Raw genomic sequence first — 18,126 nt, forward strand, 5'->3', positions numbered from 1 at the left:
TCAGCGATAAGTTGCTTTTTTTTACTGGTATTTTTTAATTAAAAACCCGGTTTCTCAAAGAAACCGGGTTTTTAATCAACAGTATTTAGCCGTCTGTAGAGCGCATTAATGGCTCAATGCGAATTCGGGCAATTTCGGCTCAGATGAACCATCGGGCAGTACCTTAACCTGACCGTTTTCATCCACATCAACGATCGCCTTTTGGCCATCTTTCAGCTTCCCAGACAGCATTTCCTCAGCCAGTACATCTTCCAACAACCGCATGATTGCGCGGCGTAAAGGTCGAGCACCGTAGCTGGGATTGTAGCCTTCTGTAACTAACAAGTCCTTGAACCGTTCTGTCACTGACAAAGTAATACCCTGTTCGGTTAAGCGGCTGAAGACTTGCTGCAACATAATGTCCGCAATCTGCTTCACTTCTTCCTTGTTCAACTGGCGGAAGACGATAATCTCATCCAAGCGGTTGATAAATTCGGGACGGAAAAACTGTTTCAGTTCTTCGTTTACCAAGCTGCGAACGCGGTTGTATTGACCGTCTGCGGCGCTTTCAGCAAACTCGAAACCGAGACCGCCACCACCTTTTTCTATCACTCGCGAACCGATGTTTGAGGTCATGATCAGCAGTGTATTCTTAAAGTCTACTGTCCGACCTTTAGCATCCGTCAAGCGACCGTCTTCCAAGATTTGCAGCATCATGTTGAAGACATCCGGGTGAGCTTTTTCGATTTCGTCGAACAGCACGACGGTGTAAGGACGGCGCCGGACTGCTTCTGTTAGTTGGCCGCCTTCGTCGTAGCCGACGTAACCGGGAGGCGAACCGATGAGTTTGGAAACCGTGTGGCGTTCCATGAATTCGGACATATCTAACCGAATCATGGCTTCTTCGGAACCGAAGAAATATGTTGCTAGGGCTTTTGTAAGTTCCGTTTTGCCGACGCCTGTGGGGCCGGAAAAGATGAAACTGGCGATCGGGCGATTGGGATTTTTCAAGCCTACCCGCGCGCGACGGATGGCCCTAGAAACTGCGCTGACAGCTTCTTCTTGACCAATCAAGCGCTGGTGCAGCGTGTCTTCCATGTGCAGCAGCAATTCTGATTCGGATTCTGTCAGCTTGCTGACCGGTACTCCCGTCCAATTAGCCACGATGTGGGCGATGTCTTCTTCGGTGACGACAGGAGATGTTTTGAGTTGGCTTTTGTTGATCGTAGCTTCGGCGATTTCGGCTTCAATTTCTAATTCGCGATCGCGCAATTTTCCAGCTTTGTCGAAGTCTTGCTCGCGCACTGCTGCATCTTTTTCTTTTGTTACTGCAGGCAGTTGCTTTTTGAGTTCTTTAACTTCGGGCGGGGTTTGTGAATTCATCACGCGGACGCGGGAACCTGCTTCGTCAATTAAGTCGATCGCCTTGTCTGGCAAAAACCGATCGTTAATGTACCTGTCTGACAGTGTGGCCGCTGCTTCTAAAGCTGCGTCGGAAATTGTCAGTCTGTGATGCTGTTCGTAAGCCGATCGCAACCCGTACAATATTTCTATTGTTTCAGCCACACTCGGTTCGCCGACTTTGATCGGTTGGAAGCGGCGTTCTAAGGCAGCGTCGCGCTCGATGTGCTTGCGATATTCGTCCAAGGTAGTGGCGCCGACACACTGCAATTCGCCTCTAGCAAGGGCGGGTTTGAGCATATTGGAGGCGTCCATGCTGCCTTGAATTGCGCCTGCACCTACTAAGGTGTGAATTTCATCAATTACCAGAATGATGTTGCCGGCAGCGCGAATTTCGGCCATGATTTTCGTCAGCCGTTCCTCAAATTCGCCTCGGAACTTTGTACCAGCAATCAGCGAACCCATATCGAGGCTGATTACTTGTTTGTCTTCTAAAATTTCCGGGACGTTTCTATTAACAATCCGCTGGGCTAAGCCTTCGGCGAGGGCTGTTTTGCCGACTCCCGGTTCGCCTACTAACACTGGATTGTTCTTCGTGCGGCGGCCGAGCACTTGGATCACGCGCTCGATTTCATTTTCGCGGCCCACTACGGGGTCGAGTTTGCCTGCTGCGGCTAACTTTGTCAGGTTTGTGCCAAATTCTTCTAAAGTCGGGATTTTGCGATCGCCGCTATCTCCCCTACCTCCGGGTACCGCTGCGACTTCTCCCACGGCACGAATTACCTGCGTGCGGACTCTCTGGCGATCGATCCCCAAGTTTTGCAGCACTTTCGCCGCCACCCCTTCATCGTCCTGAATCAGCCCCAGCAGGATGTGCTCGGTGCCGATGTAATTGTGGCCTAACTGCCGCGCTTCGTTCAGCGCCGTCTCAAAAATGCGCTTGACGCGGGGCGTAAAAGGAATTTCTGGCGGGAGGAACCCGGAACCTCTACCGATGATATTTTCGATTTCATTGCGCGCCTCTTTCAAGTTGAGGCCCATATCCAGTAATACTTTTGCAGCGATGCCAGTGCCTTCGCCGACGAGTCCCAGGAGGATTTGCTCGGTGCCTACAAAATTGTGACCGAGGCGTCGCGCTTCCTCTTGGGCTAGCATGATTGCTTTAATGGCTTGTTCTGTAAAGCGTTCAAACATATTTTTTCTATCCTACTGTCTTGGCGAGGGCTGTATCGCTGCTGGTGAGGAGCGATTTGGAACACTACACAAATTATAGATGTAAATTTTTGTGTATTTCCTTCTTTAACAATGTATCTTGCTAAGGGGGTAGGGACAGTGGGGAGACCCGAATAGTAGGGGTGTGGTTGCCGTCCGCTGTCGATCGGATATTAATTGAGAATAATAGTAGCAAAATGGCTTGATTGCCTGAATACTATCATTTTATGTATAAATAATATTCTTGTTCGAGCAAATAAAGCTTGATTTTTGTTGGCCTAAGTACATGGTTGAATTAAGCATATAACAGTTGCCCTGTCAAGACTTTTGACGGTTGAGGGTGGTCGTGCCGTCAGTCAACAGCGAACAGCGACTCGAATCAGATATATTTTCAACTCTCAGGAGAACTCCATGCAATTTCTCTCGCAATACCAAATCCACTCCACTCTCCACGAAGGTATCGAAACGATTATTTATCGAGGAAAAATCCCCAGCCACCAGGATACAACCGTACTCAAAATCCTGAAAGCTGAATATCCTACCCTCGATGCAATTACCCGGATCAAGCATGAGTATCGCATTCGCCAACATTTAGACCATCCGGGCCTAGTTAAAGTCCTTAGCCTAGAAACCTTTGACAACCGTCTCGGCTTGCTTTTAGAAGACTTTGAGGGCGAATCTCTCGATCGCCTCCTGTCCAGACAAAAGCTCGAAGTCATCACCTGTTTGAGGTTTGGCATCCAACTCATAAAAGCCTTAGAATATCTGCACCTTCAAAAAATTATTCACAAAGATATTAAGCCTAGCAATATCATCATCAACAGCGGAACAGGAATTATTAAACTGACAGATTTCGGGATTGCTTCACGATTAACCAAAGAAAATCCCCAACTAAATAATATTAACTCTATAATCGGTACTTTTGCTTATATGTCTCCCGAACAAACCGGGAGAATGAACCGCACCCTCGACTACCGCACCGACTTTTATTCTGTCGGAATCACTTTATATGAAATGCTGACAGGTCAATTGCCATTTATGAGCAACGACCCTTTAGAAATAGTTTACAGTCACATCGCTTCTCAAGCAATTTTACCGGAGCAAATTAATTCCGACATTTCACCAGCAATTTCACAAATTGTGATGAAGTTAATGGCTAAAAATGCCGAAGATAGATATCAAACAGCAGGCGGATTGTTAGCGGATTTAGAAATTTGTTTATATCAGTTAGAAACTACAGGGGAGATAGTCGATTTTACGCCAGGAAACTTAGATATATTGAGTCAGTTGTTGATTCCTCAAAAATTGTACGGTAGGGAAACACAAGTCAGCGAACTATTGGCAGCATTTGAACGTGTAGCTAATCATTGCGAAGAAAATTCTTCCCCTTCCCAAATTGAACTGATCTTAGTGTCGGGTTATGCAGGTATAGGGAAATCGGCCGTAGTTAGCGAAATTCAAAAACCCATCACCAGACAGCGGGGTTATTTTATTTCAGGTAAATTTGACCAATTCCAGCGGAATATACCTTACGCATCTTTAATTCAAGCTTTTCAATCTTTGATCCAGCAGTTACTTACGGAAAATATCAAAAAATTACAAGATTGGCAAGATAAACTTTTAGCCGCACTAGGCGATGCCGGACAAGTAATTATTGACGTGATTCCCGAACTAGAATTGGTAATTGGCAAACAGCCTGCGGTTGCGGAACTTGCCCCCACAGAAGCACAAAACCGCTTTAACAGGCTATTCAAAGAATTTATCCACGTATTCGCGCGAAAAGAGCATCCTTTAGTCATATTTATCGATGACTTGCAGTGGTCAGATTCAGCAACCTTGAAATTAATGGAGTTGCTGGCGACTGACCCAGATAGCAAATATTTACTATTAATTGGAGCCTATCGAGACCATGAAGTTAGCTCTACACATCCTTTAATGCAAACAGTAGAGTACCTTCAAGAAACGGGGATTATTCTCAAGAATTTAGTGCTGGAACCTCTTTCTTTGGCCCAGGTGACTGAGTTAATTTCTGAGACCTTGAATGACTCAGAAAGAATTCAACCTTTAGCGGAGTTAATTTGGAATAAGAGTGGTGGAAATCCTTTTTTCTTGACGCAATTGCTCAACACTCTTTATCAAGAAAAACTTTTGAGATTTGACTTTACCAGGCTGCTGTCTCACGGAATAAAAGGGCAGTGGCAGTGGAACATTGAGGATATTCACGCTATTGGCATCATAGATAAGAGTGTAGTTGAACTGGTAGCCAGTCGGATTCAACAATTGCCAGAGACTACCCAACAAGTGTTGAAATTGGCCGCTTGTGTTGGGGACAAATTCACTTTAGATGTTCTCTCTACTGTCAACGCAAAATCTCCGTCAGTCACGGCGACTGAACTCTGGGATGCTTTGCAAGCGGGGTTAATACTTCCTTTGAATGAGAGTTATCTCATTCCTTTATTTTTAGATGGAGAAGGAGGAGCTAATTTAACTTTCGATTCTTCGCGAATCAGCTATAAATTTTTGCACGATCGCGTCCAGCAAGCTGCATATTCGCTGATTCCTGATGATGAAAAGAAAGCTACTCATCTTACCATCGGTAAATTGCTGTTGAAAAATACGCCCGCAGAGAAAGTAGAAGAGAAAATTTTTGATATTATCAACCAGTTGAATGTAGGAATTGATTGTCTCACGAGGCAATCAGAAAAAGATGAATTAGCCGAATTAAATTTAATGGCGGGACATAAGGCAAAAGCAGCTAACGCTTATGAACCCGCTGTTAAGTATTTGAATGTGGGAATTTCCTTATTAGCACCTGATAGCTGGGTTCGCAACTATAGCATGACGCTGCGGCTGTATGTAGAGACGCTGGAAGCGGAATATTTAAACACCAACTTTGAGCAAGCAGAAGTTTTGGCAGAAGTGGTTTTGCGATCGGCTAAAAACCAGCTTGACATAGTGAAAGTGTATCAGCTCAAGATCCTATTTTATCAGGCTCAAAGCCAGATGCTAAAAGCTGTTGACACAGGTCTAGAAGTGCTGGAAATGCTGGGAGTAAACCTATTAGATCAGCAAACCATTGCAGTGCCCAAATTGCCGCGAATTGAGGAATTAGAAAACCTGCCAGTTATGACAGATCCTTATCAACTGGCAGCTATGGAAATCCTGACGGCCCTCTATCCTCCTGCTTATATTGCAAAACCTGAAATTGTGTCCTCCCTCGTCTTGACTATGGTCAATCTTTGTATCGATCGCGGTCATTCAGCATTAGCTACTTTTCCCTATACTCTTTATGGAATGATTCTGTGCGGCGTCGAAGGCGACATCGAAGCTGGCTACTACGCTGGATTAATCGCTTTAAAGCTGCTAGAACAATTTAATGCTACCCCACAAAAAGCTAAGGTTTATGTAATGTTTAATGCTCATATAAGAATCTGGAAAGAGTCTACTAAAAATACCGTTGCTTCATTTTTAGAAGGAATGAAATTTGGTGTAAATACTGGCGATTTAGAATGGGCTGTTTATAATTGTATGCACTATATTACTAATTTATTTTTAGTGGGAGAATCGTTAGAATATGTCGAAGAAAAACAAAGCGTTTGTATGGAATTTTTGCACAAAAATAAACACGAATTTGCCATGAGTTATGCTAAAATTTGGCAAGTAACTGCTTCAAGCTTAAGAAGCAAAACAGCAGAGCAAGTACGATTAGTTAGCGGCAGGTTGGATGAACCTGCTGTGATGTCGCGTTGGCAGAAAGAAAATAATCGGATGTCGCTGTTTGCAGCTTATGTTGGTAAATTGATCGTGCTTTATTTACTGAAAGATTATGCTGCGGCTGTGACCAGCGGTAAATTAGCGGCCGAATACGCAGATGGGGCGATCGGCTTAATCACTGTTGGGGTACACAATTTCTACTATTCGCTGGCCCTCCTCGCTCACTATCCTGACAGTGACAATCAAGAAGCAGACTTAGCTATTGTTAACTCTAATCAGCAAATCATGAAAAAGTGGGCCTACCATGCACCCATGAATTATCAGCACAAGTACGACTTAGTTGAAGCTGAGAAAGCTCGAATTTTTAGCGATAAACTTGCAGCAATGGATTATTATGACTTAGCTATTAAAGGAGCGGCTGCTAACGGTTACATCCAAGAAGAAGCATTAGCTTATGAATTAGCGGGAGAGTTTTATCAATCTTGGGATAAAGAGATAATTGCTCGATCTTATCTGACAAAAGCTTATTATGCCTACATCCGCTGGGGAGCTATAGCCAAATTTAAATACTTAGAATCCCGTTATCATTATTTAGTCGATCGCCCTCAAGAAGCACTCTATAAAAATGTCGTCACAACTGCCACAACTACTATCAACAATAGCTTGATGCTGGATTTACCAACTGTTGTCAAAGCATCTCAAGCTGTTTCGAGCGAAATTATCCTCAGCCGTTTGCTAGAGAAACTTGTACAGCTTGTAAAGGAAAACGCAGGCGCTCAAAAAGTATTATTTCTTGCCAAAACAGGTAAGGAGTTATTCATAGAAGCTGGAATTACAGGTCAGTTTAATGATGTAACTCTGTTACAATCTCTCCCGATTGCCGAATCCGAAATTCTCCCCATTTCATTAATTAACTATGTAGAAAGAACCCAAAAATACTTGGTTTTAGATGATGCTACCCGATCCGAGCAATTCCAATTTGACCCTTATATTGCGGCCAATCAACCCCTATCTATCCTGGTATGGCCAATTATCCATCAAGGCAACCTTACGGGAATTTTTTATTTAGAAAATAATTTAACCAAAGGTGCTTTTACTAGCGACAGGGTAGAAATTTTGGGAATCCTGTCTGCACAAGCAGCTATTTCTCTAGAAAATGCTCGTTTTTATAATATTCTGGAAACGCGAGTAGCCCAAAGAACTGAGAATTTGCATACTGCACTGGAAGAACTTCGCCACACTCAAGTGCAGCTAATTCAAAGTGAAAAAATGTCCAGTTTAGGTCAATTGGTCGGGGGAATTGCTCACGAAATTAATAACCCGATTAACTTTATTTATGGAAATTTACATTATACCAATGAATACGCTCAAAACTTACTAGATTTAATAGGTTTATACCAAAACAAATACCCCAATTACGAGTCAGAAATAGTAAATAAAAGTGAGGAAATAGATTTAGATTTCTTGATGAATGATTTCACTAAAATGATTGATTCCATGAGAGTTGGTGCTGCGAGGGTTCGCGATATTGTGCTGTCGCTGCGAAACTTTGCGCGACTAGATGAATCAGATAGAAAATGGGTTAATATCCACGAAGGTATCGACAGCACGTTGATGATTTTGGATCACAAATTAATGAATATTAAAGTGATTAAGAAGTACGACAATTTGCCTTTAGTGAACTGCTATCCGGGAGAAATTAATCAGGTATTTATGAATGTCCTGACCAATTCGATTGATGCTTTTTGTCGCGAAAGAGGGAGTGAAGTTGACTGGAAACAGACTCCGAAAATTCTGATTTGCACTGAAGTCGTGGAAGGAAATCAAGTAGCGATTCGCATTGTTGATAATGGTGTGGGGATGAATTCGGAGGTACGCGGTAAAATATTCGATCCGTTTTTTACTACTAAACCGATAGGTAAGGGGACTGGTTTAGGATTGTCTATCAGTTATCAAATTGTGGTAGAACAGCATGGAGGAAAGTTAATTTGCAAGTCGGAACCGGGAGAGGGTAGCGAATTTACTATACTGCTGCCGTATTGATGAATTACAGCCATCGTGAAAGCAACTGTTCAACTACTTTCACAAAGCCGATCGCAATTTGGATCAACGGCCAACCCACAAAACAAATTAACACCGCCCAGCGAGTTTGAATATCCAAACCTTGGCGAACCGCCACAATTACAGCTAGCAAACTCCAGACAGCTAATATGCGCTCAATTCCTTCTCCCAGCAAGGGAATTAAGGTTAAGAAATTCAGAACTTGGGGCGCGTAAGCAAAGCCGATCGGAACCAACAACTCCCCATAAGTTACGTGCCCCTGCTTCAGCCACTCTCCGATTTTAAAGATAGTGAAAGTCCAAAAATAATAACCCCCCGCGACTGCCAAACCATCTATCCAAAGTGCTAAAAATAACACTGATAGCTCAGTTCGATTGATTAACAAGATGACAGCATTGCCCAACACGCGGGACAGCGCAGCTAAAATTACAATTGTTAAAGCTATCCGCTTAGTTCTGCGAGTGTAGGGAGTTTTTTCGTAAAAATTGCCGTTCAAAGAAAGTGCGTTCCAAAGCGTTACCCCCAAACCTGCAATTGAATCTTCTCCCTTCACGTTGAACTCCTGCTCCTCAAGATAGTTGACAACTTTTACAAAATAAGCTCTAATACAGCAGAATCACCGAACTATTTGTAGGTAATTAGGTAATTAATTGGCATTCTACCAGATTTTATTAAATGCTAAGATTGATTTTACGGATACTTGCATGGCTGCGCGGGGGAAGTTTAAATTTGTTGCTCATCGCAGGTGTAATCCTGATAATTTGGGGCATTCTTTCGCCGGTGGGAACTGTTATATGGTGGCTGAATCAAAGTGCCGAAACTTTTGGGATTAAGAAAAATCCGCCGGAGATACTGCCCTCAAACAAGGGCAATTTAGAAGCGCGCAAGTCTTCGCAGCTCAATTGTTATATCATCTTTTTACCGGGAGTTGGGGATTTTTCGGGGAACGAATTAACCCCTGGCGAAGAGTTCTTTCTCAAGCGTTTAGTTAAAAGTCACCCGCAGTGTGTAGCAGTGGGCGATGTTTTTCCTTATTCAGCGTCTAACAAAAGTTTAGGAGGAGAGCGGTGGCTGGCTCCTTTTTGGCGGTTTGCAGAACAGGCAAAAAGCGGGCCGATTGCGGGGGATATATTCATCAAAATTCGCAATCTCTGGAGGTTTGCAATTTCTCTAGATTATCGCTACGGCTTTGCATACAATCAGGGAATGGCTAAGGCAATTATCGATCGCATGAATGCTCAATCTCCCATTTCAGTTAATTCTCAAAAACCTTTGAAAGTTATTTTAATTGGCACTAGCGGCGGGGCACAAGTTGCTTTGGGTGCGACTCGCTATCTTAAAGAATGGCTGCAGGCAGAAATTACGGTTATTTCGGTTGGGGGTGTGTTTTCGGGAGAAAATGGTTTTGCAGAGGCCGATCGCATTTTCCACTTTCGCGGCACTCGCGATTCAATTGAGGATATTGGCGGCATAGTTTTTCCGAGTCGCTGGTACTGGTACGCGACTTCTCCTTTCAACCAAGCTCGTTTGCAAGGCCGCTATGCAGAAGCTGTGAGTGGCCCTCACAAGCACGACGGCGATGATGGATATTTTGGGGAAAATCTGGCGGCGGACGGTAAAAAGTATGTAGATATAACCCTGGACAAGATTAATCAATTGCCTGTTTGGTCTAAGGGAGCGTCCGATTGATGAGTTCTTGCATATTCGATGCCTGTACAATTATAATTAAGTTAGGAGGAAAATTTTTCGTTTTAATTTTTTCATAAAGAAAGGAGTGGCGTTCATCATTAAAAAATAATTTTATTATTATAGTCAATCTACCGGAGATAATATCAATCGGTAACATAAGCTAGTCAGCCTTTAAATGTATCTAAAATAATAATAAAACTCTTCTGGGCATTTGCTCTGAGCAACGCCAGGAATATGCAATTTAAATACACAACCGCTTATTCATTAGTCATTAGTTGTATCATTGTTCGTTGTGCGTCGCTTGAAGCTTGGCCTTGTTGCCTTCCAGTCTCTACCTCCAATGCCCGATGCCCGATGCCCGATGCCCAATTCCCAATTCCCTATTATCTATGTCTCGACCAACATTATATATTGCCATCACGAATCACGGATTCGGCCACGCTGTCCGAGTTGCGTCCGTAGCTGCCAAAATTCAAGAATTAAATCCAGATATTTTACTAATTATCACAACAACAGCTCCTCGCTGGCTGCTAGAATCTTATATTGGTGGCGACTTTATCCACCGTCCCCGCGCTTTTGATGTGGGTGTGGTGCAAGCTGATAGTTTGAATATGGATAAAGATGCGACGCTGGAAAAATTGCGGGAAATTCGGAAAAAGCAAAATTCCCTAATTGCCAGCGAAGTTAATTTTATCAAGCAAAATCGGGTGGGTTTGGTGCTGGCAGACATTCCTCCTTTGGCAACGCGAATGGCGGCAGCGGCTGGGGTTCCCTGCTGGATGATGAGCAATTTCGGCTGGGATTTTATCTATCGCGATTGGGGCGGGGAATTTGTAGAAATGGCAGATTGGATTGGTGAATGTTTCGGAATGTGCGATCGACTTTTTCGTCTTCCTTTGCACGAACCGATGCCAGCTTTCCCAAATATTCAAGATGTGGGCTTGACTGGCGGCAATCCTCGCTACACTAACGAAAAAATTCGGGAAGTATTCGGCATCGAAACACCGCTGGAAAAAACTGTATTGCTGACTTTCGGCGGATTGGGTTTAGAGGAAATTCCTTATCAAAATTTACAGCAATTTAGCGACTGGCAATTTATTACTTTTGATGCGGGAGCTCCCGATTTGCCGAATTTGATTAAAGTCAAAAATCAGGAGTTTGCACAATCTTTCCCGATTTTACCGCGTCCGGTTGATATTATGCCTATCTGCGGGCGCTTAGTTTCTAAACCGGGATACAGCACTTTTGCGGAAGCTTTGCGCTTGGAAATACCTGTTGTTTCTATAAGGAGAGAAGGTTTTGCAGAAGCTGCGGTGTTGCTGGAAGGGATTCAAAATTATGCGGAACATCAAATTTTGACGGCGACGGAGTTCTTTGAGGGGGATTGGGAGTTTTTGCGACAACCGCTACATCCGCCCCGTTTGTCGGATAAATTGGATAAAAATGGTACGGAGGATATCGCCCAAGCTGTTGTAGACTATTTTTCATAAGTCCGATTAGAAATCGATCTTACACAAACAAAGTCTACCTCCGCCAACAGAAGAGTTTGGCATCAGTCTCATCCAAAATCTAAAATCTACAATCTACAATCGAATGAATCACTATCAACAGATACTCAAGATTCAAACTACAGGAAAATCTCTGTCCAAAATCACTCCTAAGATAGAAGATGCGGTGGCGACTTCAGGTATTAAAACGGGACTTTGTAGCTTATTTTTGCGCCACACTTCTGCTAGTTTGGTGATTCAAGAAAATGCTGACCCGGATGTACTTAAGGATTTGGCTAACTTTTTGGCTAAACTGGTACCGGAGGACGATCGCTACATTCACGATGCCGAAGGCCCAGACGATATGCCGGCGCACATTCGCACGGCGCTGACTCATACTTCTGAACAAATCCCGATCGATCGCGGCAGGTTGCTGTTAGGAACTTGGCAGGGAATTTACCTGTGGGAACACCGCCAGCGGGGTCACATTCGCGAATTAGTTGTTCACGTCAGCGGCACTTGATCGGAATTTGTACCTCGCTGATTTTAGTTGCTTCCGGCGTCATCGGGGAATTGTAAAAAAAGCGACGCGGCGGCCCGACTATTTCGTATTCAGGATGTTCTTGAAGCCAATCTTTAAGTTTCTGGAGGTTATTTTCGTAGCTTTCCCAAGTGTAGGCCCCGCGCACGCCGATGCTGACAACCGTCATCGGCGAAGTATCCGTGATTTCTACAGCGGAGTTAACGCTACTGGGGGCGATATTTGGTGCGGGATAGAGGAACGAAACTTCTGCTTGGGGAACTGCATCGATTTGCCCGGAAGTTTCCGTGTAGCGCGCTTCTACTGGTGTTGTCATCGCAATTTGGTTGTTGCTGATGTGTTGAAATAAGGGATTGAAGGCGATGCCAGTTGCTTGTCGCAAATCGCCCGCGTGGGTGTAGGTGACAGCGCGGTACTGAGGATATTGCTTAACTTCTATGACCCCAATCTGTGCGGGTTCAGGGAATCCAGTAGGTAATACCATTTGAGATTTAAAAGTTTAGATTTTACATTGAAGAATGGGGAAAGACTGACTCCGCAAGGGTTTGGAACTTGCTTGCAGTTGCAGGGTTTTTGGCAACTGGTATAAATAGGCTGAGATTGTTTGCAGACAATCGTTCAGGTGGCACAGTTAGTTTAGCAGTTATTTAAGGCGCTGCTAACTATCGATCGCCTAGAATTAGTTAGAGATTTATTAATTACCCTCGTAATAATACGGACGGCACTGAGTAAGCAGAGAAACATTAATCTAGTTGTGCTTGAAAAATTAGCGTTTTTCAGGCGTTTGCTATTTGTGTGGGAAAATATTCGGCTGTTGAGCCGATCGAGCTGTGCGTTCTCAGTTATTGCCACGGTTATCGCGCTCAGCAACGCCGGTCAATTATACCGCTTTCAGGGAATGACATATGAAAAAGATTCTAGTGATTGAGGACGACCAAGTAATTCGGGAGAATATTCTCAAACTCCTCAAAGCGGAAGGTTTCGACGTGACGGGTGCAGAAAATGGATCACAAGGTTTATCTGCTGCGGTGTCAAATGTTCCCGACGTGATTATTTGCGACGTGATGATGCCAGAACTTGACGGATATGGGGTGCTGGTGGCCTTGCGATCGAATCCTGTTACTGCTACAGTACCTTTTGTTTTTCTGACCGGTAAAGCCGATCGCTCTGAAATGCGGCAAGGTATGGAATTGGGAGCAGATGATTACCTGACTAAACCTTTTAGTAAAGCTGAACTGGTGGGCGCGGTATCGAGCCGCTTGAAAAAACAAGAAGCTGTCGCCGAACAGTACAATACTTTGCGATCGCAAAGTAGCGAATTTATCCAAAATACTGCCGACAAATTAGAGCAGATAAAAACTTGTTTGTGCAACGCACTGGAACGAGAAGAATTCCAAGTTTACTATCAGCCGCAAGTCAATGTCCAGACAGGTAAAATTATGAGCGCAGAAGCTTTAGTGCGCTGGGTACATCCAGAAAAAGGGCTGATTTCGCCCGCAGAATTTATTCCCCATGCCGAAGAAACTGGCTTCATTGTACAATTAGGGGAGTGGGTTTTGCACACAGCTTGCAGGCAAATGCAAGTTTGGCAAAATGCTGGTTTTTCGCTTCGGATAGCGGTGAATCTGTCGCCGCGACAATTTCACCAACCGGATCTCAGCAGCAGAGTTGCCCAAATTTTAGCAGAAACTGGTTTGGAAGCGAGCAGTTTGGAATTAGAGCTGACCGAAAGTTTGATGGTAGAAGATGCCGAAAGTGCGATCGCGACTTTGCAACACTTGAAAAATTTGGGAGTTTGTATATCTCTTGACGATTTCGGAACTGGGTATTCTTCTTTAAGCTATCTAACGCAATACCCATTCGATACTTTAAAAATAGACCGCTGTTTTATCAGCAACATCACTGATGGTTGCACAAATGCAGCGATTGTGAAAGCTATTATTGAAATGGCGCACAGTCTCTGTCTTGAGGTAATTGCCGAAGGAGTTGAAACAGAAGCCGAAAAAGATTTTCTCTGGCGCTATAAGTGCGATATAATGCAAGGATATTTGTTTAGTCCTCCTTTGGCAGCAGCGGATTTTGAACAGTTGTTGAGGGCCGGAAAATAGAATACCTATTAAGTCAATATTGAGCAGACAATTAAGTGCGATCGGGGTGAAACATGGTTTTAGAATCCAGCAGTAACGTTGACACACTCAAACCAAGAAGCAATAAAAAAAATAATGATGTTTACATAGCTGTTAAACTAGCTCTATTGATAGTGTTTTTAGCTATTTTGTCCAAATTTTTTGTCATTGTCAACGCTGGAGAAAGGGGCGTGGTGATGCAGTTTGGTAAAGTGCAAGAACAGGTACTCGGAGAAGGAATTCACGTAATAGTCCCCACAGTTTATAATGTAAAAAAGTTGAGCGTCAGGGTACAAAAACAGGAAATTTCCGCTGAAGCTTCCTCAAAAGATTTGCAAGATGTTTTCACGGATGTAGCGCTCAACTGGCACATTGTCCCAGAAGAAGCAAATGCTATTTTTCAAGAAATAGGTGACGAGAAAGAAGTCATTGCTCGCATTATAGATCCGGCTGTTGAAGAAGTATTAAAAGCAGTTATGGCAAAATATACGGCTGAAGAAATAATTACTAAACGGGGAGAAGTTAAAGCCGCAGTTGATGATTATTTGACCTTGAGGCTGGTTACATATCACATTGCCGTTGACGATATTTCTTTAGTACACGTTCACTTTTCTGAGCGGTTTAGCGAGGCGGTGGAGGCGAAACAAATTGCCGAACAAGAGGCAAAAAGAGGGGAGTTTTTAGCGCTGAAAGCAGCAAAACAGGCGGACGCTAAGGTGAATTTAGCCAAGGGAGAAGCCGAAGTGCAAAGGTTGCTGCGGGACAATTTGACTCCGGAACTTTTAGAAAGGCAGGCTATAGAAAAATGGGATGGGAAATTGCCGCTGATTATTGGTGATGGGGGTAAAAATTTATTGGACTTGAGGAAATTGGTTGAGAGATAATTATACTCCTGGACGCACGAGTGGGGAGAAACCGGGTTTTTTACGAAAATACACGGCGTTTAGCTTTTTATGTTGGTAAAAAAACTGGTTTCTTGAGTATTGGTGGGTAAGTGATCAATTAGCAATTACCAGCACCTTAAGTTAATATCTGTTCAAAAGCTTTAGTAATTGCAGTTTGAAAACGCTGTCGGTGCTTAAGTTTTAAAACTGGTTTAATTATTTCAAAACATACATTAGAACTTGGTTGGCTATCTATAATTTTAATCGCTCGTAGTGTAGATAGCTGCAATTCTTTTTTTACCATCAATTCAGGAATAGCGGCTGCACCTGTGCCACTTTCCACCACTGCTTTTACCATTTCACTGCTATTCAAAACTAAAGTTACATTCAATTCATTGGGATTAATGCCCCAACTTTGCAAAGCTTGTTCCAACATTTGCTGAACTCCAGAACCAGCTTCTCGCATCACCCAATCCGTTTCCGCAATTTCCGCTAAACTCACATCTGCACGTTCAAACCAAGGGTGAGATTTGCCAACTACAATCAGCAAGCGTTCGCTGCCTACAACTTCTTCTTCCAGAGTGATCTTAAGCGAAGCTTTGATGTCTCCCGTCACTAAACCCAAATCAAATGTTCCCGTCGCCGTCCCCGCACAAATTTCTTCGGCATTTGCCAAAGTACAATTCACGCAAATACCAGGATATTTTTGTTTGAACTTGCTAAGTTTATCAGGCAACCAATAATTGCCAATGGTCAGACTGCAACCCAAGTTTAAATCGCCTCGCTGCAAGTCGTTCAACTCCCGCAAACCTCTCTCTGTCAAAGCAACTTGGTCTAGAATTTTCTGCGTTTCAACTTGCAGCAACTTCCCAGCATCTGTGATTTCGATGCGACGGCCGATGCGGTGAAATAGTTTTACTCCGTATTGTGCCTCTAAGCTTTGGATTGTCGCGCTGACAGCGGGTTGGGTGATGTAAAGTTCCTCTGCTGCGCGGCTGAAGTGCAGGTGTTCCGCCACAGCTAGAAAAACTCGCAGTTGGTCAAGTGTCATTCCGGCCATGCTGAGTACCCTTTTACTGAATACAGTTATTTTTTGAAATAAAAATCTTTTGCGGCTCAACTTTGACCTCAACTTTTCGATGAGTCTCTGGTACAGGTTGGAATCCCCAAAAAGCACGGTTGTCAGCCGCTATTTAAAGTTTCCTTTTAACCTCAAGGGTTTGAGCTTGTGGCGACAGATAGGTGTCGTCTTCCAACAGTTCTTTGGCTGCAGCATTGCATCACTTGTATTTATTAATTCGATAAAAAACAACATTTGATTCTACCTGTAAAGAGCCTTAAGGTGATACTTAAGCTTCTAACGCAGGGCCCAATGCTGAAGCAGCACCGACAAGTTTAAGCCGATCGCCAAAAGTCGATCGACAAAAAGAGAGAAGATAAATGACCAAGAAAACGCCAAAAAATCACAGTCCCCACGGCTTAAAGCCGGACTGCCTCTCCTTCGGGGAGGTTTTAGCTCAATCCTTTGCCGTCATTGCACCTACAACGATACCAGCCTCTAATATAGGGTTAATTGTCGCTCTTTCGGGTAACGGGGCTTGGCTGAGCTTTCTCATCGGCTTGATAGGCCTAGTATTTGTCAGCATCAATATCAACCAATTTGCGAGTCGATCGGCTTCTGCAGGTTCTCTTTATTCTTATATTGTTAAAGGACTAGGCCCGACTGCCGGCGTAATTTGCGGCTGGAGTTTGGTACTCGCTTATCTATTTACTGCGATGGCCGTTTTGTGTGGTTTTGCCAACTTTACGGGTACTTTCATCGGTCATTTAGGCATCCATCCGTCACCGATTACGCTGTTAGCGATCGGGGCCGGCGTTGCTTGGTATGCAGGTTATAAAGATATCCAACTTTCAGCTATGGCGATGCTGTGGCTGGAGGGAGCATCAGTGGCGGCGATCGCACTTTTAGGAATTATCATCTGGGCGCACAAAGGTTTTGCCTTAGATATGTCGCAATTAACTTTGGAAGGCGTAACTCCGGGGAACATAGCGACGGGACTTGTCTTAGTAATGTTTGGTTTCTCTGGTTTTGAAAGTGCTACATCTCTGGGCGACGAAGCGAAAAAACCCTTGAAAAATATCCCCAGGGCTGTCATGGGCAGCGCTGTGATGGCAGGCTTATTCTTCATTTTGATGACCTATATTGAGGTTTTGGGTTTTAGCGGTACGGGAGTTTCTATTACTAATAGTGAAGAACCTCTGACTTTTCTAGCGCAACAAGTGGGCATGGGTTGGCTGGGAGAGTTAGTGGCTTTCGGCGCTTTATTTAGCTTTTTTGCTTGCGTGCTCGGCAGCATCAATCCAGCGGCGAGAGTGTTTTTTATGATGGCGCGCCACGGTTTGTTTCACTCTTCATTAGGTGTAGCGCATTCATCTAATAGAACTCCCCACGTTGCAGTAACCATGTGTACATTTCTGGCTTTTTTGGTGCCTGCTGTGATGTCTATGTTTGACATCAAACTGTTCGATTGTATGGGTTATTTGGGAGCACTTTGCAGCTACGGATTTTTAACCGTGTACGTCTTAATTTCGATCGCGGCTCCAGTTTACCTGCACAAAATTGGTAAATTGCGCGTGCGGGATGTAGCGTTCTCGGTTGTGGCGATCGCATTTATGATGATTCCGGTTGCGGGCAGCGTGGGCATTCCCGGCAGCACTATGTTCCCACCTCCCGAAGCTCCTTACGATGCGTTTCCTTACTTGTTCTTGATGTACTTGGTGGTTACTTGCGGATGGTTTTTCTGGCAGCGGCTGCGTTCTCCTGAACTGACGGGATCGATGCAGCAGGGTATAGACGCAATTCATGCCAAGTTCGAGGAAGAAAATGCAATTTACGGCGGTGTTCGATTGAAAGCCGTCCCCTTTGACAGTGAGCGTTTTTGATTAGCAGTTACCAGTTCGCTCTTCGGAGAAAGAGTTTTTAAGCAACTGGGTTTTTACTGAGATATTGCAGAATTGTCGAGCGGCATTTC

General features: G+C 44.0%; 11 protein-coding genes. 7 read left to right on the plus strand and 4 right to left on the minus strand.

The genetic code is table 11. From position 1 onward, the window contains the following. Positions 1 to 105: 105 nt before the first annotated feature. Positions 106 to 2,574 (minus strand): ATP-dependent Clp protease ATP-binding subunit, encoded by a 2,469-nt coding sequence (locus QUB06_RS14090; RefSeq protein WP_333435769.1) that lies wholly within the window; start codon positions 2,572 to 2,574, stop codon positions 106 to 108. Between the two features lie 429 nt (positions 2,575 to 3,003). On the opposite strand from QUB06_RS14090, the gene QUB06_RS14095 reads away from it, so the two are divergent. After that, positions 3,004 to 8,349 (plus strand): AAA family ATPase, encoded by a 5,346-nt coding sequence (locus tag QUB06_RS14095; RefSeq protein ID WP_333435770.1) that lies wholly within the window; start codon positions 3,004 to 3,006, stop codon positions 8,347 to 8,349. Between the two features lie 4 nt (positions 8,350 to 8,353). Here QUB06_RS14095 and QUB06_RS14100 read toward each other — a convergent pair whose 3' ends face one another. Then, complete coding sequence (locus QUB06_RS14100) at positions 8,354 to 8,920, minus strand: hypothetical protein (protein ID WP_333435771.1); 567 nt, start codon at positions 8,918 to 8,920, stop codon at positions 8,354 to 8,356. Between the two features lie 122 nt (positions 8,921 to 9,042). Between QUB06_RS14100 and QUB06_RS14105 the strand changes: the two genes are divergently transcribed. The 3 genes from QUB06_RS14105 (at position 9,043) to QUB06_RS14115 (ending at position 12,066) form a co-directional block, all read left to right on the plus strand. Continuing rightward, positions 9,043 to 10,056 (plus strand): hypothetical protein, encoded by a 1,014-nt coding sequence (locus QUB06_RS14105; protein WP_333435772.1) that lies wholly within the window; start codon positions 9,043 to 9,045, stop codon positions 10,054 to 10,056. Between the two features lie 389 nt (positions 10,057 to 10,445). Next, the gene (locus tag QUB06_RS14110; protein WP_333435773.1) at positions 10,446 to 11,546 is read left to right on the plus strand and encodes a glycosyl transferase; all 1,101 of its coding nucleotides are present in this window, start codon (positions 10,446 to 10,448) and stop codon (positions 11,544 to 11,546) included. Positions 11,547 to 11,649: 103 nt separating this feature from the next. Further along, complete coding sequence (locus tag QUB06_RS14115; protein ID WP_333102699.1) at positions 11,650 to 12,066, plus strand: secondary thiamine-phosphate synthase enzyme YjbQ; 417 nt, start codon at positions 11,650 to 11,652, stop codon at positions 12,064 to 12,066. Here the strand turns inward: QUB06_RS14115 and QUB06_RS14120 are convergent. Further along, on the minus strand, positions 12,053 to 12,568 hold the full coding sequence (locus tag QUB06_RS14120; protein ID WP_333102701.1) for a heme-binding protein: 516 nt from the start codon (positions 12,566 to 12,568) through the stop codon (positions 12,053 to 12,055). The two genes, QUB06_RS14115 and QUB06_RS14120, sit on opposite strands and share 14 nt — an antisense overlap. A 421-nt stretch (positions 12,569 to 12,989) precedes the next feature. On the opposite strand from QUB06_RS14120, the gene QUB06_RS14125 reads away from it, so the two are divergent. Both QUB06_RS14125 and QUB06_RS14130 read left to right on the plus strand, forming a co-directional pair. Beyond that, complete coding sequence (locus tag QUB06_RS14125) at positions 12,990 to 14,192, plus strand: EAL domain-containing response regulator (protein WP_333435774.1); 1,203 nt, start codon at positions 12,990 to 12,992, stop codon at positions 14,190 to 14,192. Between the two features lie 53 nt (positions 14,193 to 14,245). Continuing rightward, entirely contained in the window at positions 14,246 to 15,094 is an 849-nt protein-coding gene (locus QUB06_RS14130; RefSeq protein WP_333435775.1) for a prohibitin family protein, read from the plus strand. A 136-nt stretch (positions 15,095 to 15,230) separates the two neighbouring features. Here the strand turns inward: QUB06_RS14130 and QUB06_RS14135 are convergent, their stop codons facing one another. Beyond that, positions 15,231 to 16,154, minus strand: coding sequence for a LysR family transcriptional regulator (locus QUB06_RS14135; protein WP_333138117.1), 924 nt, complete (start codon positions 16,152 to 16,154; stop codon positions 15,231 to 15,233). Positions 16,155 to 16,534: 380 nt separating this feature from the next. Between QUB06_RS14135 and QUB06_RS14140 the strand changes: the two genes are divergently transcribed. Then, positions 16,535 to 18,037, plus strand: a complete 1,503-nt coding sequence (locus QUB06_RS14140) for an APC family permease (RefSeq protein WP_333435776.1) — start codon at positions 16,535 to 16,537, stop codon at positions 18,035 to 18,037. Positions 18,038 to 18,126 lie beyond the last annotated feature (89 nt).

Origin of the sequence: Microcoleus sp. D2_18a_D3 (genome assembly GCF_036702455.1) — a bacterium.
Taxonomy (GTDB): Bacteria; Cyanobacteriota; Cyanobacteriia; order Cyanobacteriales; family Microcoleaceae; genus Microcoleus.

What these genes read in the sequence shown, in the direction of transcription:
- QUB06_RS14090 (WP_333435769.1), bottom strand. Translation starts at nt 2,574, where the DNA reads ATGTTTGAACGCTTTACAGAACAAGCCATTAAAGCAATCATGCTAGCC.
- QUB06_RS14095 (WP_333435770.1), top strand. Translation starts at nt 3,004, where the DNA reads ATGCAATTTCTCTCGCAATACCAAATCCACTCCACTCTCCACGAAGGT.
- QUB06_RS14105 (WP_333435772.1), top strand. Translation starts at nt 9,043, where the DNA reads ATGCTAAGATTGATTTTACGGATACTTGCATGGCTGCGCGGGGGAAGT.
- QUB06_RS14110 (WP_333435773.1), top strand. Translation starts at nt 10,446, where the DNA reads ATGTCTCGACCAACATTATATATTGCCATCACGAATCACGGATTCGGC.
- QUB06_RS14115 (WP_333102699.1), top strand. Translation starts at nt 11,650, where the DNA reads ATGAATCACTATCAACAGATACTCAAGATTCAAACTACAGGAAAATCT.
- QUB06_RS14120 (WP_333102701.1), bottom strand. Translation starts at nt 12,568, where the DNA reads ATGGTATTACCTACTGGATTCCCTGAACCCGCACAGATTGGGGTCATA.
- QUB06_RS14125 (WP_333435774.1), top strand. Translation starts at nt 12,990, where the DNA reads ATGAAAAAGATTCTAGTGATTGAGGACGACCAAGTAATTCGGGAGAAT.
- QUB06_RS14130 (WP_333435775.1), top strand. Translation starts at nt 14,246, where the DNA reads ATGGTTTTAGAATCCAGCAGTAACGTTGACACACTCAAACCAAGAAGC.
- QUB06_RS14135 (WP_333138117.1), bottom strand. Translation starts at nt 16,154, where the DNA reads ATGGCCGGAATGACACTTGACCAACTGCGAGTTTTTCTAGCTGTGGCG.
- QUB06_RS14140 (WP_333435776.1), top strand. Translation starts at nt 16,535, where the DNA reads ATGACCAAGAAAACGCCAAAAAATCACAGTCCCCACGGCTTAAAGCCG.